19 protein-coding genes and 1 pseudogene are annotated in these 25,841 nt (G+C 55.3%); 11 read left to right on the top strand and 9 right to left on the bottom strand.

The features are described 5' to 3' along the window. Positions 1–156 precede the first annotated feature (156 nt). Positions 157–765 carry a DJ-1/PfpI family protein gene (locus GG681_RS15865; protein WP_153549019.1) on the top strand — a complete coding sequence of 203 codons (609 nt, stop codon included), beginning with the start codon at positions 157–159 and terminating at the stop codon, positions 763–765. 153 nt (positions 766–918) lie between these two features. Here the strand turns inward: GG681_RS15865 and xrtD are convergent, their stop codons facing one another. The 3 genes from xrtD to GG681_RS15850 all read right to left on the bottom strand — a co-directional run bounded on the left by xrtD (position 919) and on the right by GG681_RS15850 (position 4,667). After that, a complete protein-coding gene (gene xrtD, locus GG681_RS15860; RefSeq protein WP_153549018.1) occupies positions 919–2,511 on the bottom strand; it encodes a VPLPA-CTERM-specific exosortase XrtD in 1,593 nt (530 codons plus the stop codon). A 104-nt stretch (positions 2,512–2,615) separates the two neighbouring features. Continuing rightward, positions 2,616–3,992 carry a hypothetical protein gene (locus tag GG681_RS15855; protein WP_194287206.1) on the bottom strand — a complete coding sequence of 459 codons (1,377 nt, stop codon included), beginning with the start codon at positions 3,990–3,992 and terminating at the stop codon, positions 2,616–2,618. Between the two features lie 45 nt (positions 3,993–4,037). Then, positions 4,038–4,667 (bottom strand): polysaccharide biosynthesis/export family protein, encoded by a 630-nt coding sequence (locus tag GG681_RS15850; RefSeq protein WP_153549016.1) that lies wholly within the window; start codon positions 4,665–4,667, stop codon positions 4,038–4,040. Between the two features lie 290 nt (positions 4,668–4,957). Here GG681_RS15850 and GG681_RS15845 point away from each other — a divergent pair, with 290 nt between their 5' ends. Further along, entirely contained in the window at positions 4,958–6,199 is a 1,242-nt protein-coding gene (locus GG681_RS15845) for a right-handed parallel beta-helix repeat-containing protein (RefSeq protein WP_235900025.1), read from the top strand. Between the two features lie 44 nt (positions 6,200–6,243). Here GG681_RS15845 and GG681_RS15840 read toward each other — a convergent pair whose 3' ends face one another. Continuing rightward, positions 6,244–7,425 (bottom strand): polysaccharide pyruvyl transferase family protein, encoded by a 1,182-nt coding sequence (locus GG681_RS15840; protein WP_153549014.1) that lies wholly within the window; start codon positions 7,423–7,425, stop codon positions 6,244–6,246. A 320-nt stretch (positions 7,426–7,745) separates the two neighbouring features. Between GG681_RS15840 and GG681_RS15835 the strand changes: the two genes are divergently transcribed. The 3 genes from GG681_RS15835 to GG681_RS15825 all read left to right on the top strand — a co-directional run bounded on the left by GG681_RS15835 (position 7,746) and on the right by GG681_RS15825 (position 11,201). Next, positions 7,746–9,140 (top strand): oligosaccharide flippase family protein, encoded by a 1,395-nt coding sequence (locus tag GG681_RS15835; RefSeq protein WP_153549013.1) that lies wholly within the window; start codon positions 7,746–7,748, stop codon positions 9,138–9,140. A gap of 91 nt (positions 9,141–9,231) precedes the next feature. Next, positions 9,232–10,590 carry an O-antigen ligase family protein gene (locus GG681_RS15830; protein WP_153549012.1) on the top strand — a complete coding sequence of 453 codons (1,359 nt, stop codon included), beginning with the start codon at positions 9,232–9,234 and terminating at the stop codon, positions 10,588–10,590. Between the two features lie 68 nt (positions 10,591–10,658). After that, a complete protein-coding gene (locus tag GG681_RS15825; RefSeq protein WP_153549011.1) occupies positions 10,659–11,201 on the top strand; it encodes an acyltransferase in 543 nt (180 codons plus the stop codon). Between the two features lie 12 nt (positions 11,202–11,213). On the opposite strand, the gene GG681_RS15820 is transcribed toward GG681_RS15825, so the two are convergent. After that, the gene (locus GG681_RS15820) at positions 11,214–12,134 is read right to left on the bottom strand and encodes a glycosyltransferase family 2 protein (protein ID WP_153549010.1); all 921 of its coding nucleotides are present in this window, start codon (positions 12,132–12,134) and stop codon (positions 11,214–11,216) included. A gap of 961 nt (positions 12,135–13,095) precedes the next feature. Here GG681_RS15820 and GG681_RS15815 point away from each other — a divergent pair. Continuing rightward, positions 13,096–15,459, top strand: a complete 2,364-nt coding sequence (locus GG681_RS15815) for a M10 family metallopeptidase C-terminal domain-containing protein (protein WP_194287204.1) — start codon at positions 13,096–13,098, stop codon at positions 15,457–15,459. 107 nt (positions 15,460–15,566) lie between these two features. Here the strand turns inward: GG681_RS15815 and GG681_RS15810 are convergent, their stop codons facing one another. Continuing rightward, complete coding sequence (locus GG681_RS15810; RefSeq protein WP_153549008.1) at positions 15,567–16,130, bottom strand: hypothetical protein; 564 nt, start codon at positions 16,128–16,130, stop codon at positions 15,567–15,569. 204 nt (positions 16,131–16,334) lie between these two features. Further along, the gene (locus GG681_RS15805; RefSeq protein ID WP_153549007.1) at positions 16,335–17,339 is read right to left on the bottom strand and encodes a replication initiator protein A; all 1,005 of its coding nucleotides are present in this window, start codon (positions 17,337–17,339) and stop codon (positions 16,335–16,337) included. Between the two features lie 536 nt (positions 17,340–17,875). Between GG681_RS15805 and GG681_RS15800 the strand changes: the two genes are divergently transcribed. The 3 genes from GG681_RS15800 (at position 17,876) to GG681_RS15790 (ending at position 21,740) form a co-directional block, all read left to right on the top strand. Then, the gene (locus GG681_RS15800) at positions 17,876–19,294 is read left to right on the top strand and encodes an AAA family ATPase (protein ID WP_153549006.1); all 1,419 of its coding nucleotides are present in this window, start codon (positions 17,876–17,878) and stop codon (positions 19,292–19,294) included. 53 nt (positions 19,295–19,347) lie between these two features. Beyond that, the gene (locus tag GG681_RS15795) at positions 19,348–20,499 is read left to right on the top strand and encodes a ParB/RepB/Spo0J family partition protein (RefSeq protein ID WP_153549005.1); all 1,152 of its coding nucleotides are present in this window, start codon (positions 19,348–19,350) and stop codon (positions 20,497–20,499) included. 254 nt (positions 20,500–20,753) lie between these two features. Further along, the gene (locus tag GG681_RS15790) at positions 20,754–21,740 is read left to right on the top strand and encodes a glycosyltransferase (RefSeq protein WP_153549004.1); all 987 of its coding nucleotides are present in this window, start codon (positions 20,754–20,756) and stop codon (positions 21,738–21,740) included. A gap of 6 nt (positions 21,741–21,746) precedes the next feature. Here GG681_RS15790 and GG681_RS15785 read toward each other — a convergent pair whose 3' ends face one another. Continuing rightward, positions 21,747–22,586, bottom strand: a complete 840-nt coding sequence (locus GG681_RS15785) for an ABC transporter permease (protein WP_153549003.1) — start codon at positions 22,584–22,586, stop codon at positions 21,747–21,749. Between the two features lie 101 nt (positions 22,587–22,687). Here GG681_RS15785 and GG681_RS15780 point away from each other — a divergent pair, with 101 nt between their 5' ends. Together GG681_RS15780 and GG681_RS15775 are read left to right on the top strand one after the other, a co-directional pair. After that, positions 22,688–24,223, top strand: a complete 1,536-nt coding sequence (locus GG681_RS15780) for a sugar transporter (protein WP_235900016.1) — start codon at positions 22,688–22,690, stop codon at positions 24,221–24,223. Positions 24,224–24,233: 10 nt separating this feature from the next. Further along, positions 24,234–24,887: an ABC transporter ATP-binding protein gene (locus GG681_RS15775; protein ID WP_153549002.1), complete on the top strand. Its 654-nt coding sequence runs from the start codon at positions 24,234–24,236 to the stop codon at positions 24,885–24,887. Between the two features lie 52 nt (positions 24,888–24,939). On the opposite strand, the pseudogene GG681_RS17730 reads toward GG681_RS15775, so the two are convergent. Continuing rightward, positions 24,940–25,841, bottom strand: a pseudogene (locus GG681_RS17730) (hypothetical protein); the annotation flags it as partial.

Here is a 25,841-nt window from a genome sequence, read left to right as displayed (position 1 = left end):
ATCCCCCAAAGAGCCCAACTTGACTGATGCTGCATGAATATTGAATGTCCGGTTTCTCAACCGGCGACGCTGAGTAAATTTTTACTTTCCTATGGAGCGAGCATCTGACCAGCGCTACCAATATGCTCGAAGCAAATTAATTGAAGAGGTTGAGCAATGCGGCGCGTAGGAGCTTTGATTTTTCCTGGTTTTGAGTTGCTGGATCTCTTTGGCCCACTTGAAATGTTCGGGTTGCTCAAAAACGATTTTGACCTTCAACTGGTAGCAGAGACAACTGCCCCGGTTGCGAGCAATCAACAGGTTAGCGCCAACCCAGACGTAACTATAACAGGTACTAACCACTTCGATATTCTGTTCGTTCCCGGAGGCATGGGAACGCGCCGAGAAGTTGACAATCTGCCTCTTTTAGATTGGATCAGAACAACATCAGGCTCAGCGGAGTACGTCTTAAGTGTATGCACAGGCAGTTTGCTTCTCGCAGCAGCGGGTGTTTTGGACGGCCGTCGCGCCACAACCAACAAAGCAGCTTACAAAACAATCGCGGATCAGTACCCGCAGGTCGATTGGGTAAAACAGGCCCGGTGGGTGGAAGACGGCAAGTTCATTACGTCTTCCGGTGTCTCAGCCGGAATGGATATGGCTTTGGGTGCTATTGCGCTCATGCACGACCGCCAGACAGCCGAAAAAGTTGCGACGTGGAGTGAATACGATTGGCACAAAGACAAAGACTGGGACCCGTTTGCCAGAGTCCATGACCTTGTTTGAGTAGGGTTTAACCTCGTAAGGCGACATTCGCGCAACCACAGCGAAAGCTCACGCCGTCCGCATATTCCCAGTTCGATCATGGCGCAACGAAGTTCAACTTAAGCGTGCAGTAGGCCAAGACAGAGCGGCGCAAGCGCAGCTCTGTCTGGTTGCTTATTCCGGGACAAATTCCGGCAGGCGTTGCAGGCTCTCAGCCATAAAGCCCTGCAAGCGCTTGTCTGCGTCTTCGGGGGTTTCATCATGGCGGATCGGGGTGACAAAACGCACCATCGCCCCATCGGTGCGGCCCATGGCAAGGCTGTCATAAACCACGCTGGCCTTGGCCTTATAGTCATTGGTCATGCGCTTGCCGCGCTGTTCAAACCAGTAATAGACCAGCTGATGGCTGGTGCCTTTCTGGATCACCGCGCGGTTGACATCAAACACCCCGTAACCGGTCTCGCTCATATCCACTTGATGTGGCTCCAGCGAGAACACTTCCCAGCCGCCCACCGGCAGGCAGACTTCGGGCGAATGGATGCCCGAGCCTTCGGTCTGTTTTTCATAGAAGGCAACAAAGAAGTTCACATACTCGCTGCTGCCGGGCTGGCGGTAGGTTGCGTTGAGATAATCATCCGCACCCAGCACCCGCTCAATGTCAGGTTCCAGCCGCGATGTGGTGCCGGACCAATCGTCAAATTGGCGCGGAAACAGCATAAAGCTGCGCCGATCCAGCGGTTTAGCCTCAATATCACCCATCATCAGCCAGCCGGCAGAGACCGCGGTGGTCAGCAGGCTGCCAATCGCCAGCGCCGATGACGCACGAATGGCCAGGGTGCGCATGCCAATTGGGCCAAGGCCCGATACATCCAGATCAACCGCCTCGGACAGGGGCAGCGGGTTGGGGGTGAGCCGTTGCAGCGCCACCGCCATGCCAAACAGGATGGCAATACAGCAGATGAAAATCACCCAGCCTTCAAAGAAGTGCAAAAACCCTTCGGCCTGTTCAATACCGTAGCTGTCGACCAGGACGCCAATGATGCCAATGCGCACAGAGTTCATCAAAACGGTGATGGGCGCAGCTGACAGCAAGAGCACCGCCTTGTGCCACATCGGCCCGCGATAAAGGATCGCAAAGAGGTAGGAAAACGACAGGATCGGGAACAGGTAGCGCAGCCCCGAACAGGCCTCAGCCACCTGCAGCTTATAGACGCCAAGGTCGATGATATTGCCTTCGAGGAAGACCGAGACCCCCGCCTGGCGCACAATCCACACGCCAATTTCAGAGGAGACGCCCTGCAGGAAAATCGTCAGTTGCCAATAGATGAACTGCGGCAAGGGCAGCATGAAGATCAGGTGAAACACCGGCAATTGATGCTGAATACCACGTTTCCAGCCAAACAGCGTCAGCACCACACCGCCGACCCAGATGATCAGCGCATAAGAGACAATATCGGGAATACGGGTGAGATTGCCAAAGACCGCCAGCGCCAGGCCAAAGATCACCACCAGCACCCCTGGCCAGCGATCGTGAACCTCAAGCTCGGGCAGCGGTTTAGAGCGCAATTCGCGCATGAACAGATAGAGCGAAATCACCGGAATGAGCGGCCCATGGCTGTATTCCGGTGTGCTCCAGGCGCTCACAAGCGACTGAAGACTAATCCAGAACACCGGCAAAGAACCGAGGATCAACAGGCTGAACCAGCCCAGACCATAGGGATTAAAGGCAACAGAGCTTAGAGGCAAAGACTTGTTCAAAGAGGTCATGATCAAATATCCGCAGGTTTGCCGGGGTCATAAAACAAAGGTTGGGCTACAATATGTCATTAACGCAGTGCAGGCTCCTTGCGAAGCCTGCGTATAATGGCTGTTTAATTCAGGCCGCCAAAATCACGTTTAAGTGTAAAGAACAGCGCGTTGGAATTACCACTGCTACCGGTGTCACGCCGTGCATGGCTGAACTGATAACCGGTGACCAGATCCCAATCCTCAGTGACCTGACGATTGAGCGATACATCAAAGCTGGCACGACGGCGATCTTCTTCGTCTACAGGTCCGTTCAGCTCAGAGATATTGGCGTAACGCAGGCCAAAATTGAGGCTGGACAGCGTGGTCAACTCCAGTCCGTAGAGTAGATTCAGGCGGGTGGTTTCAGTTACCTCCGATGTGGTGGTACTGACGATAGAGTTGCGGCTCAGATCCGCGCTAAAGTTGGAACGGCCGTTTTGCTTGCGCCAGTTGATCGCACCAATTGGGCGTGGGCTGCTGTTGCGCCCGTCGCTAGCGCCCAGCGACACTGTCAGGCTGCCATCGGGAAGGCTGAGAACGCGCTCGATTTGAAAGGTGCTGCGCCGCCCCTCCTGGGTAATATTGGACGAATAGCTGGCCTGCAGCGCCCCATTTGCCAGGTCGCGATCCCAGACAATATTGTAAACCGCGCCGGTCTCGCGGTCTTCAAAGCCCGGTCGACTGTCAAAGGTTTCCACCACCTCACTGTGCCCCACATCAAACGACAGACGCGAGATCGGCGATAGTGCGTGGCTCAGCCCGATGGTCAACCGCTCGCTATCACGTTCGGTACGCACCAGGTCTTCAGCATCATAGCGGCTGTTGAAATAAATCAGCCGCGCCTCGGTGTGCTCAGAGAACCGTACAGGCACCGTCAGCGTGGCGCTGCGCGTGTCTGTGTCAAACAGATCCGGATCGATCACATCGCTGTAACGCTCATCCTGCTGCTGCACAGCCAGGCGCAGTCCAACTGTTGACTGCAAGCCGGTTTCAAATTCTAGCCCAGTGGTGATGGTATTACGACGGCCAGTGTTGTCGCCCAGATCTTCTTCTGTGAGATCATCTTGCTCCAGCGGGTCATTGAACAACAGATCGGTGCGTAAATATTGCGCTTGCAGCTGCAGGCGTGCATTGGCCGATTGACGCAGGTATTCAAGGTCGAAATTTAGATCATTCAGCCCTGCATCACTGCCCAGCACCGGGTCATCCTGCAGCCGGGCAACTGCATCGCCTCTCAGTGTCAGGCTCTGAAGACCACTGCCAAAACGATAGCCAAACGACAGTTCCGTCTCCGCAGCAGTTGTGGTGCCCTGCGACTCTTCATTCAGGCGAATATTGTCCGTGACGCGCAGGCTTTGCGACAGGGAGATACCAAAGTTTTCTTCAGCCGTGTTCTCCTGCGCCCAAACCAAGGGCACAGCAAAACTAGCAAGAACTGACAGAGAAACGACCCGGGGCACGGGCCCAAACCGTTTGAAACACGCGCGCACCATCAGACGACCTGCTTACTCGAACAGACGTTTTTGCGGGATTTTGACCACATCGCCGGACTGCAGTCTGGTGCTGCCGGAGATAAAGCTGCCGCCGCCCTGAGGCAGGCGATAGTTGAACAGATAGGTCGAAACATCACCGGATTTGCCATCGGTGCGAATGAGCTCGATGCGCTTATCTGCCGCAAACGGACCCAGACCGCCAGCTTCGGCGATAAATTGCAGCAAGGTGATGCCTGGTTTGACTTCCTTGCGGCCCGCATCGGCCACTTCACCCAGGGCAAAGACATCAACGGTGCGGCTGGTGCCTGAGCCGGTACGGCGTGTGGCCAGAGCTGCTACAGAGACATGTACAGTGGGAGCTGTTGCAAAATTCGATGCCAGACGCTGACGAATGTCACTGGCCACATTGCCAACATCACGCCCAACAGCAGTCACTCTGCCAACCAGGGGAAAGCTAATCGTGCCATCAGGTACAACCAGCACATCACGGTTCAAGCTTGCATCCTCAAAAACTTCGATACGCAGCGTGTCGCCACGTTTAATGGAGTATGCAGCGCCAGCTTGGGCAAAAGCGGCACCTGGCAACACAATCGCCAGCGCTGCGGCACAAACCACAAGCAAGCTCAACAAACGAGACAACATATTCGGCCCTCAACTAATTCTAATCACATCTATGATCTTCATATACAGGTAAAAAGAAACGTCAAACAGCTGTTTTTTTTCACTCGGAAAACTGCAGCACTATTGCCAATTCCTTCCTTATGAGACCTAACTGACACACCAGCTGCGCATGCAGTATGCTGATTGCTTTGCCCCCTAATTTAGGATTTTTCTCGATGACATACTCTGCACTTATTATAAGTACGCACAGGGCAACAGGCTGGAGCAGTCGGCATATGCAAAGAAGCATACGGCTTGTTGTGTCTTGCTTGATGTTGATGATCTGTTTTGGCCTGTCACAAACAGCTGCGGCCGCACCGGTTTACCTTGCCCCTCCAACCGCAACATCAGATGGCCCGCGCACGGGCAGCGCCACAGCCCCTTTTGTCAAACTGTCACAGGCAATCGCGGCAATAGAAGCCGGGCAGGGGGATCATGTGCTACTGCAAGACGGTCACTATGGAGATGTCTATTGGACGGATATTACTCCCCCTCGCATGATCCGAATTGCCGTTGACAACCCTGGCCGGGCCCATTTCGACATCATGTCTTTGAAGCGTATGAAAAACCTTCACTTTGTGAATTTTTCAATCTGGCCGAGACAGCCGGTCAAAAAAATGAGGAGCCTCGTGAACGCAGATGCCCAAAGCGCCAATCTCATCTTCGAAGGGTTTGACGTGCGAGGCCGTGCTGATGCTATTGAAACCTATATGAAATGGAGCGTTGAAGACTGGACCTCAACCTGGCACAGCAACGGCTTCTTTTTGCGTGGCCAAAGTATGACCATACGCAATAGCACCATCACAGCAATGGATTTTTCAATTCAGACCACAGGTCCAGACGCTGTTGTTGAGGGTAACCACATTCAAGGTTTCAGCGGTGATGGTCTGCGTGGTATCGGGTCCAACAATCTGTTTCGCAACAACCTCGTGCAAGATAGCTTCAAAGTTGACACCAATCACGATGATGGCTTTCAATCCTGGTCTCCGAAAAGAAATGGTCCCGATTCCACGATTGAAAACCTGTCAGTCGTTGGAAATGCATTCATAGAATGGACTGGACAAGTTGATCACCCGTTACATGGAACCCTTCAGGGTATCGGCTTGTTTGATGGGTTTTATAAGAACGTCCGAATCGAAAACAATCTCGTGCTTTCGACCCAATATCATGGAATTGCCCTATATGGTGCACGCAAGGGCAGCATTCTTAATAACACGGTACTACATCCCTACCTGCGTAGCGGAAAATTCCCGTGGATCATGGTGAAGCCCCACAAAAATGGAACACCCAGCAAGAACGTAACTGTCCGTGGCAATGTAGCTGTTAACTTTCAAGGCATCCCCTCCGCGGCCAAAGACAACATGGTTGTCAGCCCGGTGACCCCATTTTACCAAAACCCAAGGATGGGCGATTTCGCCGCCCACCCCGATGGGCCACTCGTCGACAGCGCATTTGGCATAAAATTTGACGCCACGATGTTAGAGCGTGTGAAAAAGGCCTTTGCTGACCGATAATCACGCCCAAGGGGCTGGGGCATTGGAAACAATGCCCCACTTTGCTACTTTTTTGCAGCCAGCATGTTTTTTATCACATCTTGCAGCGCGGCTTCATAAAGGCCCAGTTTCTCGCGCCCGTTGCTCAGCGCTGTGGCAACTTCCTGTGCGATCGTGTCGCGGGCCTCAAACCCGGCCATGATTTTTGCAAAGATCACATCCCCGGTTTCACTGGTGCAATCCACAGTACGGTCAAACCCAATGGAACCAAACAGCCCTTCAAACTTGCGGCTGTATGCCATCGGCATCACCGGCACCCCGGAAGAAAACGCCCCGATGCAGGCATGCATCCGCGCGCCCATGAAAAAATCGAGCCCGGAAATATAGGTCTTGGCCTCAGAGGGGCTGTCAAAGGCAGGTGCCAGTATGGTGCCGGGAAATTCTTCCACCAAAGCGGCGCTTGCCCGCGCGTCATCTTCCATGACCATACGGCCTTCGCGCACGATCACATGCGGCACCAGATGCACCTCGGCCCCTTTGTCCTGAAACGCGGCGATCAGCCGACGAATAAGCCCCGGGTAATCCAGCGCGATCCCCAGCTCATTTTTGCCGGTATAGCCGCCCGCCATCAAAAGGCCGGATACATTGATACCAACCCGGGTTTTACCCGCAGCCTTGTCACCGGGTTCAAACGGCAGGCGCAACGCCACATCAGAGGCTTCAATCGCAGTGCCCCGATAACCAAGATCGCGCAGGGCAGCGGTGGATTTTGCATCCCGCGTTGCCACCAGCTTGGACAGGCGCAGCGACAGTTTGGCCAGCACTTTTGACCAGCCTTTGGTAAAGGGGCCAATGGTCTGCGGTGCCACCACCAGCGGCGTGCCGGCAATATGGGTGAGAAACTTCATCGCAAACATGCGTTTGAGCCGCCCTGCGCCATAAATATCAGCAAAGCTGTCACCTGCGCCAATATCGATCACCAGATCTGCCTGGCGCACGGTTTTGAAAAACCCCGACGGGCTGACCAGGAAGCGTCCATCCATATCAACAACATGGATATCAGCCCCCGTCACATAGGGGATGCGTGCATCTTTCCAGTCCACCACGGTAATCTTGAGCTCACAGCCGATCCGCACAGCACAGTCACGCAGAATGGCAACCTCAGAGACCGTCAGCGCCCCAACCCCCAGATTGTCGGATCTGGTAGAATGCATAATCAAACAAATATTCAAAACCGGCGCAGCCATTGCACATACTCCTTCTTGGTCTCAAAAGACCAGTCGTCCAGTCTCTGCACCGGCGCAGGCCGCCACAGGCAGAGCAAAGAAATCTTTAAATTGCGGATCTGCCGCCCCCCGGGCAGACCGTCTTTTACGGGTTGTCTTCATTGCGTTTCAGGGGCCTCATAAAGATGTCACACTGCGCTAACATACATCCTGCGCTAAGGGGATCACTTAGAGCGCTGCTGTGACATTTTTTTGTTCATGCGTTTTTTAATCCAGCTTGACCCACAGCGGAGAACAGGGAAGAACACCCTAAATCGATTTACGATACATAAGGTTTTTTAATGATCAAATCCGCTGTTTCCGTGTTGTCCGGCAATGCTGGGGCATCGCTGCTGCTCTTGTTGCGCAATTTGATCATTGCCCGGATGATCCCGGTCGAAGACTATGGGATCGCCGCAACCTTTGCCGTTGCTATGGCCGTGGTGGAAATGGCATCCGCCTTTGGTCTGCAACAGCAGATCGTGCAGTCTTCCGATGGCGATGATCCAGATTTTCAAGCCGGGCTACAGGGGTTTCAGCTGCTGCGCGGCATTCTATCCAGCATCGTATTGTTTCTTATGGCGCACCCGCTAGCTCAGCTGCTTGAAATCCCTCAAGTCGTATGGGCGTACCAGATTCTGGCTCTCGTACCGTTTTTGAAATCACTGCAACATCTTGATATTCATCGGAAAACGCGCCACAGGCAGTTTCGGCCATTGTTGATGACACATGGGCTGTCCTCGCTGATAGCGGTTCTGGCACTTGCCCCCCTGTATCTTTGGTTCGACGACTGGCAAATTATGCTTTGGTCGTTGCTGATACAGGCAGCTGTTGCGACATTGGTAACACATTATTATGCGGACCATCGCTGGAAAGCCACTATAAACCCAGCGATCTGGAAACAGGCCTTCACGTTTGGCTGGCCACTCCTTATCAATGCAATTTTAATGTTCTGCATCTTCCAGGGAGACCGCCTCATCGTGGCCCGGGAAATGGGCATGGTCAGCCTCGCCATATTCGCAATGGGCCTAACACTGACCCTCAATCCATCCATGGTATTGTCAAAATCAGCACAAAACCTTCTCTTGCCAAAGCTCTCCACACTCAAAGACAATCACGTCAAATTCACAGACGCATCAATGATGGGCATGCAGGCGACTACGTTTTTGGCTGTGGGCTTTGTAATCAGCGTTGTCTTGTTGGGACCCCTTCTTGTGCCGCTGCTTCTTGGCGAGAAATACAACGCTTTGACTGGGGTAATGCTATGGTTTGGCCTGTCTCAAGGGGTTCGCCTGATGCGCAATGGCCCTGCAATCGTCGCCCTTGCAGCCGGGCGCACCACAGTTGGGATGCTCGCCAACATTCCACGTATTGCAGTGCTTCCGGTCGCGTGGTGGTGGGCGCATCAGGGTGGAAGCCTCAGCGACATCCTGCTGCTTGCCTGCCTTGGTGAAAGCCTCAGCCTCCTGGTGAGCTGCGCGCTCTTGTACAGCTATAAAATCATACCAGCGTCCAGCAGGTCCTGGTCCCGCATCGGGATTGCCTGGTTATTTTCATGTATCTTCGTGGCCGTACAACCTATTGTCGCAGCGACACCGGTTCTCAACTGTGTGCTCGCTATGGGCTTTTTAGGTATCTGTGTCAAACTAATGCCCGAGACTCTTCATAGTATCCAATCTGCATACGCGCGACGGTAAACGAACAGGTTTTGAATTGGCTTTTTCCCGCAATATCTATGCTAAAAACATACTGCATTATGAAACAGACTAAACAAAAAGCGTGGTACGTATGGTAACTTTGCACTCGCCAGCCGGGCCAAACGCTTCCTCAGGCCGCACCACAACACCTTTACTGGTCATTCTGTATCTCTTTGCGGTCGTCTTGCCGATTTATGTGCACGCGGGCCCCTTACTGCTCTCTGCCCTACGGGTGCTTTTGCTGCTGACAATACTACCACTCATGGCAAAACTGTTGATGGGCCGCTACGGCCGCTTGATGTTGCCAGACATCTTCTTTGTACTGCATACGCTCTGGATGATCGTGGCGCTGGCCTACAACAATCCAGACCGGGTCATCCAGCAGACCGGTTCTGTTGGTGTTGAATTTATTGGCGGCTATATTATCAGCCGTGCTTGCATTCGTGATCGTGAGAGTTTTCTGGGCATGGTCAAATGGTTAAGCACCATCATTATATTGCTTTTACCTTTCTCCTTACTAGAAGCGCGCACAGGCAACCCGACCTTAATCAACCTAATCCGTTCTCTTCCTGGAGTGGGCTCTGTTGCAGTTGTATATGCAGAACCCAGATTTGGTATTGAACGGGTTCAAAGTACCTTTGCCCATCCAATCCATTTTGGTCTGCTATGCTCGGTCGCGTTCTCGTTGACTTTTGTCAGCATGAAATCAATATGGTCGCGTGCGAAAAACATTTTCATCAGCGGAATTGTCTTTTGTTCCGGACTTTTAGCCCTGTCCAGTGGCGCATTTCTAGCGCTCATCCTTCAAATCGGCTTGATACTGTGGAATTGGGCCCTTCGGCGCCTGCATTGGCGCTGGTGGCTGCTTGTTGGCCTTTTTGCGACACTTTATGTCGCCATCGACCTGCTCTCAACCCGCACTCCGATACGGGTCTTTATGACTTACGCCACATTCTCACCTCATACCGCCTACTGGCGTAGCATCATATTTGAATGGGGGATGATTAACGTCTGGGACAACCCTATCTTTGGAATTGGCCTGAATGACTGGGTGCGCCCGTCGTATATGGTCTCTGGCAGTATGGACAACTTTTGGCTGGTCTTGGCCGTACGCTATGGCATCCCAGGTATGATGGTGCTGACGATCGGTTTTTTGGCAGGCCTCTTCCGTGTTATGGCAGTCTCTCTGAAGGGAGATGAGCAATTAATCAACATCCGCCGCGCCTGGGTGTTCACCATGGTGGGGCTGTCGTTCACATTGGCAACCGTTCACATATGGACCAATATCTACTCGTTTGTATTTTTCATATTTGGTGCAGGCATGTGGCTGCTCTCAGCTGATCCAAATACCAACTCTGCATCAGATGACGACACAACTGGTACAGACATGCCGCCCAAACGACCGGAAAATCGCTACACACGGTTTCCCCCAAAAACGTCGACCAAGTAATCGACGCCACATCAGACCGCATCCAACACTCACATTTACTGCAGCCACTTCAATAAAAAGGACAACCAATGGCCCACAGGGATCGCAAATTACATCAGCGCATCTGGAGCCTGCTGGGTTCATTCCTCCACCCCAAAGTTTTGATGCACCCGCTACGGTTGCTGCATTACTATGGCTATTCACATGTTATACCGCGCACGGAGATGAAATTGGGGCATCGTGTGCGCATTGCTCCCAATGCCTCCTTTCGCAATGGTGCGCAAATACACCTCCATGATGAGGTGCAAATCGGCGAACACACCGCTCTGTGGGGCGGGCGTGAACATGGCAAGATCATCATTGGGGAACGTACCACTTTTGGCCCCAATTGTTTTATCACAGCAGCTGATTACGGCATGGCCGCTCATGCGCCCATCGTTACACAGCCGATGGTCGAACGTGATGTGGTAATCGGCGCTGATTGCTGGATCGGGACCAAGGCCGTAATCACCGCAGGTGTCACTCTCGGTGAAGGCTGTGTGATCGGTGCAGGCTCCGTCGTCACCAAAGACATCCCCGCAGGTGCCATTGCAGCCGGTATTCCTGCCAAGGTTCTAAAGTATCGCAAATGAAACAGGCGCACGCTATATACATCCCTGCACGGCTTGTCTCAGCATCCAAGAGGCGCGCTGTAGTCTAAGCCGCCAGAGGGTGGCAACTGCACGGCGGCACTCTTTCCCGGTGAGTTTTTGGGAATTTAGCACCCGCGGCGTATGCGCCAAAGCGCTCACAGGCATCAGCAGTGCGCGCAAGAGCCAGCGCAGCCGGGCCTTGCCACCCTGGGTTCCATTTACGCCAAAACTTTCTTCGGTCAACCGACGCCATTTTTTACACAATGCCGCCCAATCACTGCGCGAAGGATGGCTGACTTGCAGCTCGTCGGCATAGCGTAATTCAAAACCTGCTGCCGTTGCCCGGCGGCACCAATCGAGATCCTCAGACAGCCCCGCAACAAAGGGACCTGTGGCCTCAAAAACCGCGCGCTGCGTCAAGAGGTTGGCAGTGACCGAAAAACCTTTGGCTTCTACATATACACGGTTGTCAAAGGCAAACACTGCTTCGAAGGCCTCGGCACCGGAACGCGGTGCTGGAGTTTCATCAAACACCGAAATTTGACCGCCAACCACATCGGCTGTGCCATGTATGTCTTGCGCCGTTTTAAGCCAGTTGGCCGCGGGCACGCAATCACAGTCCAGAAAGAATAAAGCAGGCGCAGTGGTTTCTAGCACCCCGCGGTTGCGTGCTTCCGCGGCACCTTTCTTATTTTCACGGACAAGACGTATATCCGGATATGCAGCAGTCAGAGGGCTAAGATCCGCGCTGGAGTTATTGTCCACGACCAACAGCTCGGTCTTTTCATCCAACTGCGGCACCAGCGCATCCAAACAACGAACCAAGCGAGTGACATCGTTAAAGTGAGGAATGATCACCGCGTAAGAGGCCGTTACCTCCGATCTGGACGGGTCATTGCGAGTGGTAATACAAGAAGACAAATGATCAGGCATGATAAGAACAACTCTATACCGGATTAAAGCAAAGTGAGGTTGTTATGCTGGGAAATGATGCTGATTGAAAGGCAATAACACCAAACAATAAAGCCAAGGTGCGGCCGATCTGTTTCATGCCACTATTGCCCAAAGGTATACGCATCAGACCTACGCTTAACGATTTCCACCAAAAGACACATAATATGGATTACCCGCGCTCCCGATTTGCCAACAATCCCACGCCCGCTCTGGTTTCGTTGGTGCGAACTCCAGAGCTCAGATCGGTGGTGACTTTCAAAAAAGTGTAACGATTCGGGAAGCTTGCCTGCCTTAATGCTGCCTTAATTCAACTCAACCCGGCATGTGGCAGCGGTTTTTTCCCCCTTTTCTCCCGCAATTTTGCGCGTACTGGAAATCGCAGCACCATATTTGGTTGAAATGCTGGGGTTTTCCCTCAAAAGCGCTTTAATTGCGGCAGATCTTTCCAATTGGCTAAATATACATTCCGATATCGGAATTTAATTAATACTCCTTAAAAATAAGTTACTTAGCCGCGAACCTCTCTGATTTTACAGGTTTTTTCTCTTCGCAGGTCCAACAGGATTTCACATTTTCAAAGCCCCGCCGCGGCTGTCAGACCCAATTCCGTTTACGTTGCCTTAATTCAGCCGCCCATGCGCCACCTTTCCCACCCGATTTCCTTAATAAACCATTGAAGGACGCCAGAACGGCGCCTGAACCCGTTAAGAATTCAAACCGAAAGAGCCGCCTGATGTTTCATTTGCTTCAACAGCCCGTATCGGCGCCCCTTGGGCCCATACCTGCTGGCTTGACAGATTTGCAGCTGAACAGTCGCAGAGCTCAGACCGGTTTGCCCCCCCTTGTTGCGGTACAGCCCGGTGGGATGTTTCCCGCCAGATCGTTTCAGCTCTGCGCCGCCCATTCTTTAAATCTCACTCCTTAAACACGGAGCATGCACATGTGTGACTATTGTGGCTCTAACGAGCACCGCATCCCAGAACACACTCAGGACCATTCCGATACCAATGGCTCAGCTCCAGTGGCCAGCAATGGCAAACCCATTGCCACGGTAGACCAGCTGGCCCAATATTTGACCCATGGCTATTGGGCCGACAGCAACCGCAGCGCCCGGTCTTTTGATGTCAGCTCTGGCGGTGAGATCACTGTCAACCTCAGCGGGCTGGATGCGCTGGGTCAAGCCACCGCCCGCACCGCGCTGCAAAGCTGGACCGCAGTGAGCGGCCTTCAGTTCAAAGAAATCAGCACCCGTGGCCAGATCACCTTTGAAGATGTGTTCTCCGGCGCCTTTGCCAGCACCGGTGTGGTCAATGGCACTGTCACCAGCAGCTTTATCAATGTGGATGATGCCTGGTCCAAATATGGCGGCTATTACCTGCAGACCTTCATCCATGAAATTGGCCATGCCCTGGGTCTGGGCCACGCGGGTGACTATAACGGTTCGGGCAGCTACAGCAGTGATGCCAATTTTGCCAATGACAGCTGGCAGCTGTCGATCATGTCCTATTTCAACCAAAGCCAGAACAGCCAGGTGGATGCCTCCTTTGCCTATCTGGTGACACCGCAGCTTGCCGATATTCTGGCGGTGCACAATCTCTATGGCGTGCCCACCAATGTGGAGACCGGCAACACCATCTATGGGGATGGCAATACCACCGGCATCTACGGTCATGATCTCAGCGGTAAGGTTGCTGTGGCGCTGGTGGACAGCGGCGGCATCGATCTGATTGATCTGTCGTCACATACAACCAATGACGACCTGTCACTTGTGGCCGAGAGCTTCTCTGATATCGGTGGCAAACGCGGCACCTTCACCATTGCCCGCGGCACCGTGATTGAAAATGCAACCACCGGCTCGGGTAATGACAAACTCACCGGCAATGCAGCCAACAACACATTGAACGGCGGCGCGGGCCATGACCAGATCCTGGGGGCCGCGGGCGCAGATGTGCTGATCGGCGGCAAGGGCGAGGACACGCTTAGCGGGGGTGAAGGCGCGGATATCTTTGTCTACACCAGCCTGGATGAGGCCGGCGACACCATCCGCGATTTCAACCACGCCGATGGCGACCGTCTGGATGTCACCGCACTGCTGAACAAGATCGGCCAGCTTGTATATGATCCGTTTGCTGCGGGTGTGCTGCAGCTGAAAGAGGCGGCGAATGGCGCCTGGCTTTATGTGCAAGATGTCAAACTGGCCTTCCTGGAAGGGGTATCTGCTGCGGTGGATGGTCTTTCGCTGCTGGTCACCGATGGTCTGCCCGCAGCGCCTGCAAAACCTGTTGCAGAACCTGTTGTTGTGGCCCCGGCGGAGCCGGTGCAGGATGCAGAACCTGTTGCCGAACCCGTCGAAGACCCTGCCCCGGTGACACCACCGGCAGAGCCTCCAGTGGTGAACAGCGATACGGTCTATACGTTTGACATGGCTGACATTGCCGCAGCCGGCACGCTTGAAATCCGCGATCTTGATGGGGGTCTGGACACGCTGGACATCAGCGCCACCACCACCAGAGCCACCGTGAATCTGGCAACAGGCCAAGGCCAGATTGGCAGCACCGGGTTGAGCATCGAAGGTGACATCGAGCATCTCCTGCTGGGCTCTGCCAATGACACAGCCATTGGCTCGGATCTCGACAACGACCTGTCTGGCGGCGCAGGGCGCGATACCCTACATGGTCGGGGCGGCAATGACACCCTGAACGGTGGCGCAGGCAACGACAAACTCTATGGCAATGCAGGCGACGACAGTATCACAGGTGGTAACGGGTCTGACTTCCTGCGTGGCAATTATGGCAATGACACGCTGTCAGGCGGAGCACGCAATGACTACATTGATGGCGGCAACGGCAATGATCTGTTGGATGGCGGCGCGGGAGCTGACAAATTCCATGGTCGTTCAGGTGATGACACCATCAAGGGCGGCACGGGAGCAGATAAGATCAACGCAGGAAGCGGAGACGATCAGATCTACGGTGGCGAGGCTGCCGATCGGCTCACCGGTGGCAACGGCGCAGATGTCTTTATCTTTGAAGCGCTGGCAGATGTGGGCGATACCATCACTGATTTTGACCAAGCAGAAGGTGATCAACTGGATATTGATATGTTGCTGGAAGCTCTGGGCACCGATCTGGAGACCGCGTTGAATGACGGCTCGTTGAGCCTGCATAACACCAGTGATGGCGTCTGGCTCAGCCTGGAACAGGCCAGCTCCAGCAGCACCAGCGGTATCAGCTCCAGCTTCAACATTGCCCACCTGAATGGTATTGCAGATGATGCGGTGCTCAGCTCAGACTGGTTTATCTGATAGCCCTTGTGCTGCGGGCGGTACCGCCCGCAGCCTTTTTCTCAACACCGTCTTGTGCGGCTCAAATGCACAATCAAACAATCGCACCCCAGACGGCAGATATTGGATCAGGCGGTTTTGCGCAGACGCCCCAGGCGCCCCAGACCAATCAATGCTGTCAGCAAAAGCGGCAGCCCCGCTGGCAGCGGCACCGGAGCAATCTCTTCTACCGCTTCCACGATCAAAATCGCATCGCCCACAAATCCAGAAGCCGACAGAAGGTCAGGCTGCTGCACATCAAACACCAAAGCGGTGCGGAACAAGTTGCCAAAATCAGCCGCCAGCGTGCCAGCATTGGTGGCAAACAGCGCCAGGAAAACACCGTCCAGATTGACGGAATCCAACAGCTGACCTTCCAGCGCCAGCGCCCCAAGGGTCTGATCCACAGCGCTGAACTGGGTGGTTGTGGCATTCAGCGTGATGCTGGTGTCGAACTGATGTGTGGGCAGCCCCTCAAAAAACGAGGTGGCCGCAAAACCCTGAACCCCAATGTCACCCCCATCTGCGGTGACGATCACCTCATTAAACAAAACCGCGCTCTGCGGCACCACCTGCACATCTGACAAAGTGGCCGCGCGCGCGGTGGACAGCGTGGCACACAACAAAAGGACCGTTGAAATCAATCGTATCATGAAACGTCTCACATCTCTCTCTGCTTCGGGGCCGCGAAACCGCAGCTTCAAACAGGCGCTAGATAGCGCGCTTTGCGGCGCGCAGATGTGAAGAGATCACAAAGAAATGCCAACAGTTTGGTGACAGGTTCAAATTTTAACGGGCCAATATTCCCGGCCAGTATTCCAGGCCGGTTTCAGACCTATCTCAGTTTCAGGCCAGCCTCAGCGCGTGCGCTTTTTCACCCAGCCCAGAAAGGCCGCATCCGCATTGCGCAAAGCGGGCTGACCTGTGCGCAGCCAGGTGGCGCGCCAGTCGGCTTCCAGCCCATAGGGATCCACCCCCGGCATCAGCGCGCGCGCCGCATCCAGGGTTTCCGGCTTCAGCGTGGGCAGCGCCTGCGGAGCACCGCTTTCAACCACCGCGCCCTTGCGGCTAAACCGCATGAGATCGCCGGGGCGCTCTTCGATGCTGTAATCGGGCAGCGTGTCAGCTGCGATCATGTCGCGCAGCATTTTGCGAAACACCCGGCGCGGGCTGGCGGAGCCTGATTTTTTCAACAGCGTATCCACCGAGACGGTCCATTCCGGCTGGCGGCCACAATGTTTGCGCACCAGTTCATAGATGCGCCGTTCAAGCGGTTTTCGCAGGCGAAAATAATCGCGGCTGAGCGTCAGCACCGATTTCGACAGCACCGCCCGATAAAGCCAATCCGACAGCGTCACCGCCACGCTCACCATACGCCCACCACGGGCCTTGCGCACAATTTCCCATTTCTCGATCAGGCCAAAACCCGTGGTCACCTCTTTGCCACCGGTGACAATATTGGTGGTGATGCGGGTGCCCGCGAGCCGTTCAAAGGCTTCGCGCAGCCGCCGGTAGGCATCACCCGAGGTTTCGCGATTGGTCGCCACCAGCAGATCATGCGCGGTCAGATGCAGGGTGCGCGCCACCTGCCGGCCCGCGTTCAACGCCGCCATCAGTTGGCTGATGCAAAAGATCAGAATGTCTTTGTCGTGGATTGTCGCCAGCCCTTTGACGCTGGGGGTGACGGTGATTTCTGCGCCATTGTGTTCATAGTTGAGAATGCGCCGATCGGGCCGGGTGCTCAGCGAAAACAGCGGATGCTCCATCGACGCCAGATCGTTTTTGGGGATCGCATCAAAGATATCGCATAGGAAAAACTCCCCCTGCCCTTCTGGGGGATAGGCGCTCACCGCGTCTGTCATCTCGTTAACTGCCTGCCTTCATGCCCCCGAATTCAGAGGGCGGATTTACTGCTCATGCGCCCCTGGCCGCCGGTTTTCCGGTCTGATCTCAAGGACGACTCATCTTCGTGGTTTTGATTACACCCACCCTAGAGTTATCCACATGCGCTCGCAACGGGGGTTTGGATTCGCTTTATCGGGGGATTAGATTCATTTAATCGGGGTTTCAGAGTCACCTGCCCGCTGAAATTTGCACAAATCGCCATATAAAAAAGGGCTTTGCGCAAACACCCTGGCTGCTGTAACTAATATATAACTCAAAAATAACAGGGAAAATATTTCACAGCCCCTGAATTTGGGTTCACACCGCCCCCGGACTACATGTTGCAAGCCTTGGATTTGCTTAGAAAATTCAGGATTTGGTGCGATATATCTTTCATGTAGCGTCTTTTTGCGTATTATGCGAAAAACACAGCACATGACCTTGGGTGATCCCCTCCCCTAAGGTCTGCGCCCAACCCCGCGCAGTTGCCATAAGCATGAGGCTTTGAACGCAGATGGCCAAAGATACCCACAAGGGTCGCTCCAAAGAGCTCGACCTGCCCCCCTATTTCAACATTGATCCAGACGCAGCTCTGGCAGAACTGGATGCGCCCACCTCCACCCAGGGCTTTGCCGATATCGCAACAGCCTGTGGTCAGGGTCGTGCGGATCTTGCCAGCCGTGGTCTCAATGAGGCGGGCCAGAAAGAGCTGCGCCTGTTTTCCACCTGGGAGATCACCCGCTATGTGATCCCGGTGGCGCAGGCCCATTTCCGCCGGGTGCTGAAACAGAACCCCGAGCTGCCCCAGGGGCGGGTGGAAACCGAGGGCGGCGCCAAATGGTTTACCCTCGATGAGGTGCTGCGCCTGCGCGCCTTCTTTGGCGCCCAGGGCTCCAAGGCCAAAGACTACACCCCCTACCGCCCCGAAGGACTGCCCGCCAAAATGGTGGCGGTGGCCAACTTCAAAGGCGGCGTGGGCAAGACCTCAACCGCGGCGCATCTGGCGATGTCCGCGGCGCTGGATGGCTACAAGGTGCTGGTGGTGGATCTCGACAGTCAGGGCTCGATGACCTCGATTTTTGGCGGCACGGTTGAAGACGAATGGCAAACCGCCTTCCCGCTTCTGGCGCGCCATTACGGCGAACATCTGCGGCTTGAAAACCAGCGCCGGCTGGATCGTGGCGATGCGCCCCAGCCCTTGGACGAGGCGCTGAGCGCTGCGATGGAGATGACAGCGCAGGATGTCATTCAATCCACCCATTGGCCCAATATCGATCTCATTGGCGCGCAGCTGAATTTGTATTGGGCTGAGTTTCAGATCCCGGTCTGGCGCATGGCCGCACGCAGCTGGAAACTGTGGGATGCGCTAACCGAGCGGCTTGAGGCCGACGGGGTGCTGGATCAATACGATGTCATCTTCATCGACACCCCCCCTGCCCTTGGCTATCTCACCATCAATGGGTTGTCGGCGGCGGATATTTTGCTGGTGCCCATGGGCGCGTCGTTTCTGGAGTTTGACAGCACCGGCCGTTTCTTTGACATGCTGCATTCCACCTTTGCTTCGATTGAAGATGGCGAAAACCTTGCTGCCCGCGCCCTGGGCCGGCCAGAGATGGGCTTTGAATGGGATGCGGTGCGCACGGTGATCACCCGCTATGACGCCGCCCAACAGGGCGAGCTTGCCGCCTTGATGCAGGCCTATATGGGCCGGGTGCTTTCTCCGCATAAACAGGATTTCACCGCCCTCATCGGCCAGGCCGGCGAGCAGGTCTCTGGCATCTACGAGGCGGATTATCGCGATTTCAACCGCGAGACCTATGCGCGGGGCCGGGAAACATTTGATGCGACTTATGCCGCGTTCAAACGGCTGCTTCTGGGCGTGTGGCGGCGCGATGCGTTGCGCGAAGAGGCGGATCAGCGCGCGGCCCAGTAACCGCTGAAAAAGAACCATCTGCCAGGCTGAAGATCTGGCACAGGAGTGAGAGCATGGCAAAACGCAAACGGCTAACGCCACCAAAAGCAGATTACCTCACGGCAAAACCTGCCGTGCCCAACACCGGCCTCGCAGCTGGTCCATCGTCTGGCCCGTCGATTGGGGCAGCTCCGATTGCCAAGGTCGCCAGCGAAGCCTCGACCCATGCGGCGCTGGAAGAACTCTCGGGCGTGTTGGAAAACGCGCGCTCCAAGGGCTTGATGATTGCCGAGCTGCCCCTGGCTGCCATTGATGCCGCGCATCTGGTGCGCGACCGGCTGGAGCAAAACGTCGAAGAGATGGAGGCGCTGATTGCCTCGCTCAAGGCGCGCGGCCAGCAGACCCCGATCGAAGTGGTTTCGGTGGATCCCCGCACGGGTGGCACCACCCATGGTTTGATCTCGGGCTGGCGGCGATTGACGGCCTTGCGTAGGCTCTATGAAGAAACTTCAGACCCTAAGTTTGCCACAGTACTGGCCCGCGTCATTGAGCCTGACAGCGCCGAAGACGCCTATGTGGCGATGGTCGAAGAGAATGAAATCCGGGTCAATCTCTCCCATTATGAACGTGCCCGCATTGCGGTGCGTGCGCTGCATGAAGGGGTGTTTCCCAACCAGAAACAGGCGCTGCAGGGGTTGTTTGCCAATGCCACCCGCGCGCGCCGTTCCAAGATCGGCACATTTGTCACCCTGGTTGAAGCGCTGGATGATGTGCTGCTCTATCCCACCGCAATTACGGAGCGTCTTGGATTGTCCTTGGTGCGGGAAATGGAGCTGGATGCGGATTTTACCAAGGCCCTGCGGCTGGAACTTTCGCGGACGGATCGCCCTGAAGCTGCGGTTGAGATCGAGGTTTTGATGCAGGTTTTGAATGCGGCTCAACAAGAAGATCAGAGCCTAAATAAACCTGTAGAGCCAGATAGCGCGCGTGAAGAAACTCCCGCTGCACCGGATGTTCCCGCTGCGCCGCCCCGGTCGCAACCTCGCCCGCGGGTGCGCAGCACCTCGGCGCAGATGGCCCCCGGCGAACGGCTTATTGTAAACGCGGGCCCGGGCCTGCGCCTTGGCTTTACCCCGGATGAAAAAAAGATCGAGCTGATGGGCACCGCAGTCACCGATCAGTTGCTGGAAGATCTGCAAGATTGGCTACGTCACAGACAGGGGTAGATCAGAGCGCCTTCGGGCGCTCTTTTTATATGAGCCTAATTCGTTTGATAGACTCGTATTCTGCGAAACATTTCCACACATATATAAAAAGAGGAATGTTTCGCATGCGAAACATTTGATTAAGATCTCCCCTGCCCTGCAGCGCCATCTTGCGGTCACACCTCCTGATCTCACCGCGGGTGATCAAAGCAATTGACATTCCCTTGTGGCTTGGGGATTTCTGCCAGCAGCCGTTCAGCTTTAAGGGTCCCGCCATGTCTTCCTCCAAACGTCTTGTTGCCGTGGTGGTGACCTATAATCGTCTTGATAAGCTCAAGACCACTTTGGCGCGGCTGCTGGACAGCCCGGCAGATGAGCTGGCGATGGTGGTTGTGGCCAACAATGCCTCAACCGATGGCACCACAGATTGGCTGGCGGGGCTAGATGATCCACGGCTGGATATTTTGAACAGCGCCAAAAACACCGGTGGCGCCGGCGGGTTTGAAATGGGCATGCGCCGCGCGATGGAGCAGCACAGCCCCGACTGGCTGGTGGTGATGGATGATGATGGCCGCCCGGAACCGGGCGCATTGGCCGCGTTTCATGCGCTGCCAGAGGGTAAATGGGATGGGGTGGCGGCCGCGGTCTATTTCCCCTCTGGTGAGATCTGCGAAATGAACCGCCCCTCGCGCAACCCGTTCTGGCACGGGCGCGAGTTTCTGCGCACGCTGTTTGGTGGCGGGCGCTCTGGCTTTCACGTGCAGCCATCAGATTACCAGGGCGCAGGCATGCAGATTGATGTGACCTCTTTTGTTGGTTTTTTCATCTCAGCGCAGTCGGTGCGCAAGATCGGCTACCCCGACCCTGCCCTGTTTATCTATGGCGATGATGGGATCTATACGCTGGGGTTGACCAAATCCGGCGGCAAAATCGGCTTTGAACCTGGCGTGCGGTTTGAACATGATCTCACCAGTTTTCAGGCGCAAACCGGCGTGGAAAAAACCACGGTGCAACGGGGCCGTCTCGCGCCGCTGTGGAAGGTCTATTATTACCACCGCAATCTCTTGCTGCTCTATCGCATGGCGGCGGGGATCTTCTTTTGGCCTGCGCTTCTGGTGGTGCTGCCGAAATGGCTGCTGAAAGCGCGCCACTACGGCGATGAGCGTCAGATCTTTCTGCGTCTGCTGTGCCTGGCGTTGCGGGATGGGTTGCGCGTGCAGTCTCAGCGCAGCCATGCAGATGTGTTGAAACGCGCAGATTAGAGTATATCAGCGGTTCAGAATATCCCGGTGGAACCGTCCCATTAAGATGAGGCCAAGCACCAGAAGGCTCATCGAGACCAGCGTCACATAGAGGTAGGAGACAAATTCCGGGTGATAGGTGGGGTAAAATCCGGTGCGCATTGTGGCGGTGATGTGCATGAGCGGGTTGAACCACAGGATATCTTGCGCGATCTGGGGGAGGTCCTCATAGAGGAAGAACACGCCAGACGCGAGGAACAGAGGCCGGTTCAGGATGTTCCAGATGATTTCCCACAAAGGAAATAAACCCAGCAGCAAGCAGTTCAACGTACCAACGCCCAAAGCCAGCATCAGCGCCATGCCCATGGCGCGCAGGATCGGCATCATTTCAATGATCTGATGATCAATGGCAATGATGATCCCTCCCAGCAGTAATGTGGCCGTGAGTAAGCCGGTCAACCCGTTGAGCAGAAATCGCGCCAACACCGCATCCAGCCATGTCACCGCCGGGTAGCGCAACAATGGGCGGGAGTATTTGATCGCGGCCTGACAGTTGCGCGAACAGGACATATACAGATCAAAAGGCACGTAGCCGGTGGCATAGAACAGCAGAAAACTGCTGCCCAGAGATGGGTTTCGCAACAGCAGCGAAAAGCCCACGCTGAGAAACAGAATGGCGGCCAGCGGTTCCAGCACATTCCACAGGTAGCCCCCCGGGGTGCGCCCGTATCGGGTCGACATTTCGCGCAAGATCAGCGCGAGGATGGTTCGGGCCGAAGCAAAGCGGCGGGGGCTGCTGCGTACGGGGGTCAAAGCCGCAGGAATCGCTGCGGCAGTTTCATCCGTACCGGGTGAAGAAAACGACATGATACCCCATTGTGGATATGCATCAGGGATGGATACTATGCGCAAAGCATGACGCAATTACAAAGCCTTCTTTGCGTAGATATGATGTAGGATAAGTCACCATGACAGACAACCGCGCGACGACCGATATGAAGCCGTCTTCTGTGGTCGATGCGGATATTGGCGCAAATACTGCTGCAGCACATAAGGCGGCTGCAGGTCCTGCTGGCAAAGCTCCGGATGCCGCGCAGGCCACAGGTCAGGCTGCGCCTGCGAAATCAAATCAAAACACCACTGAGAAGGCTTTGGCGGCCCAATCGGGTGCCAAAGCCGCGCAAAAACCGGGCGCTAAACCGGGCGCTAAGCCGGGCGCTAAGCCGGGCGCTAAACCGGGCGCTAAACCGGGTGCTAAACCGGGCGCTAAGCCGGGGCCCGGGGCCGCGCTATTGCGCAAGCGGGCTGAAACCGCCGAGGCCCGGGTGAAAACATTGGAGACCCAGCTGCAGGACAAAAACCTGCAGGCCATGGCGGCCCCTGCGCAAATGAAACGCCGTCACTGGGGCGTTCTGGCCAGCTTTGGTGCCTTGGTACTGGCGCCGGTGCTGGCGGTGGTGTTTTACCTTTTTGTGCTGGCCGAAGACCAATATTTGTCGTCTGCAGGCTTTATTGTGCGCTCTCAGGACAGCACCGGAGCCAATGAATTCCTTGGCGGCCTGGCACAGTTTGCGGGCACATCAACCGCCTCTGACAGCGACATCCTCTATGAATATGTGCGCAGCCAGGAAATTGTCGAAGCGGTGTCTGCTGAGACCAGTTTCAAAGCGCATTATACAGCCCATTGGCCGCGCGACTGGGTGTTTGCGCTGTGGCCTGATGCTACGATCGAAGGCTTGAACTGGTATTGGCAGCGCGTGGTGCGGGTGTCTTATGATTCCGCTTCGGGCCTGATGGAAGTGCAGGCCCGGGCCTACAGTCCCGAGATGGCCCAGGCAATTACAATGGCCATTGTGGAGTTGAGCCAGACCCGGATCAATGCGCTGAACGAGCAGGCCCGCACCGATGCAATGCGCTATGCCCAAACAGATCTGGCAGAGGCGTTGGAACGGCTGAAGCTTGCCCGCGAAGCTTTGATCCAATTTCGCACCCGTACCCGCATTGTGGATCCTGAAACCGATATTCAGGGCCGTATGGGGGTGATGAACAATCTGCAACAGCAATTGGCAGAGGCGCTGATTGAGCTGGACCTGCTGCGCGGCTCGATTGGGAGCAGCGATCCACGCATCACGTCAGCGCAAAAACGCATTGAGGTGATCCGCGATCGCATCGACCTGGAGCGGAGCTCCTTTGCCAGTGCGGAAGGCACCGACAGTGGCGGGATCGGTGAAGATTACCCTTCGCTGATTTCCGAATATGAGCGTCTGAGTGTGGATCGTGAATTTGCCCAGCAATCCTATCGGGCGGCGTTGACCGCGCTGGAGCTTGCGCGCGATGAAGCCACCCGACAAAGTCGTTATCTTGCCACCTATATCCGCCCGACGTTGGCGGAAACATCTGAAGCGCCGCGCCGTTTGGTACTGTCGGCGCTGTCAGCGCTGTTTTTGCTGCTGGGTTGGTCGGTGATCATTTTGATCTATTATTCCATCCGCGACCGCCGCTGAGGGTGTTTTTATGATCAAACTGGAAAACCTGTCCAAAAGCTTCTGGTTGAAAGGGCAGCGCAAAGTGGTGATTGATAACCTGTCGCTGGAGCTGCCCAGTGGGAGATCGCTGGCGCTGCTGGGGCGCAATGGGGCAGGCAAATCCACCTTGCTGAAGATTATTGCGGGCACAATGAACCCGGATTCCGGCCGGGTTCTCAGCAATGGCACCGTATCCTGGCCAGTGGGGTTGGCGGCGTCGTTTCACGGGGATCTGAGCGGGGCGGAAAATGTGCGCTTCATTGCCCGGATCTATGGGGTGGATACGGATGAGCTGGTGGACTTTGTGGGCTGGTTTGCCGAACTTGGGCCGTCCTATCACATGCCTATGCGTAGCTATTCCAGCGGTATGCGCACCCGGCTGACGTTTGGCGCATCGATGGGAATCAAATTTGACACCTATCTGGTGGATGAGGTGACCGCAGTGGGAGACAAGGCGTTTCGCGCCAAAAGTCGGCTGCTGTTTGCCAACCGTATGCGCAATGCAAGCGCCATTATGGTCAACCACTCCATGAGCCAGATTCGTCAGTTCTGTGATGCCGGAGTGGTGCTGGAGGCGGGCAAGGCAGAGTATTTCGACGATCTGGAAGAGGCCATCAAGCTGCATGATAAAATCCTCTCATAATGAGAGGATTTTCCTTTGTTAGAGCCTGTTTTGCAGCATTGTTAAACGAGCTTTATTCCGCCGCTTGGCGTTTCGGAGGCATCTCCAACGTCTTGTGCCAATACGCCCGGCTCGCCATATCTTCATAGCCTTGACGATACTGGCGCTTCAGCGCCTCGTGGCTGCGGCAGAATTCCCGCGTGGTGCGGATCATGTCCCAGACGATCTTGTAAAAGCGCTTCTTGTTATGGCGCACCGTATAGGCCTGATCGCGCGCCGCATTAAAGAAGGTCACGCGGGCAGCGCCCAGAGTGTAATACACCAGACCACGCTGTCTGATCTCAATATTCACATGGCTTGCGATCCGGCTCCAGAACGGCACCAGATGCCCGTTTAGAGTCAGAAGGCCGATCTTTGTACGCAGATTGCGTGACAGTCGGGTCAGACGTTTGTGACGCTCACTCAGCTGGTGCTGGGGTATCGGCTGCCAGGTCTCTTCGCTGGGGATCTCTTTGATCCGGGCGCGGCGCACGCTCATGTCGACATTGCGGTCGAAAAATTCGGGGCCCTGCATCACGTCTTTCATTGCCAGCAGCTGCGCCTCGGCAGAGGCGTAATGCAGCTGTAGCAGCGATCGTATCATCAGGCGCAGGCCAACCCATGCCGTGCGCAGAGGCGACCGGGCCAGCCGATCAAAGGTGAGATGATGGATCAGGTGGTAGCGCAGGTCGAGATAATGGATCAGCGGTGTTTCCTTGGCGCTGAAATCATCCTGGAACGAGACAATACCATTGAAAGTGCGGATGGTGAAATCATTGGCGAGCGAAAACGAGCTGTCATCGCCGCGCACAAAGAAGGGGAACGGGTGGTGGCGCACCTGGGCGATGGGGAAAGCAAAGAACCACCAGCCGCCATAGAGCGTGTCGGGCTGCGGCGCGACACTGTCAAACTGCATTTGAATGAGGGCGCGGTGGT

The organism is Tritonibacter aquimaris, assembly GCF_009617595.1.
In the GTDB taxonomy this organism is placed as follows: Bacteria; Pseudomonadota; Alphaproteobacteria; order Rhodobacterales; family Rhodobacteraceae; genus Epibacterium; species Epibacterium aquimaris.
This window is presented reverse-complemented; position numbering and strand designations above follow the sequence as displayed.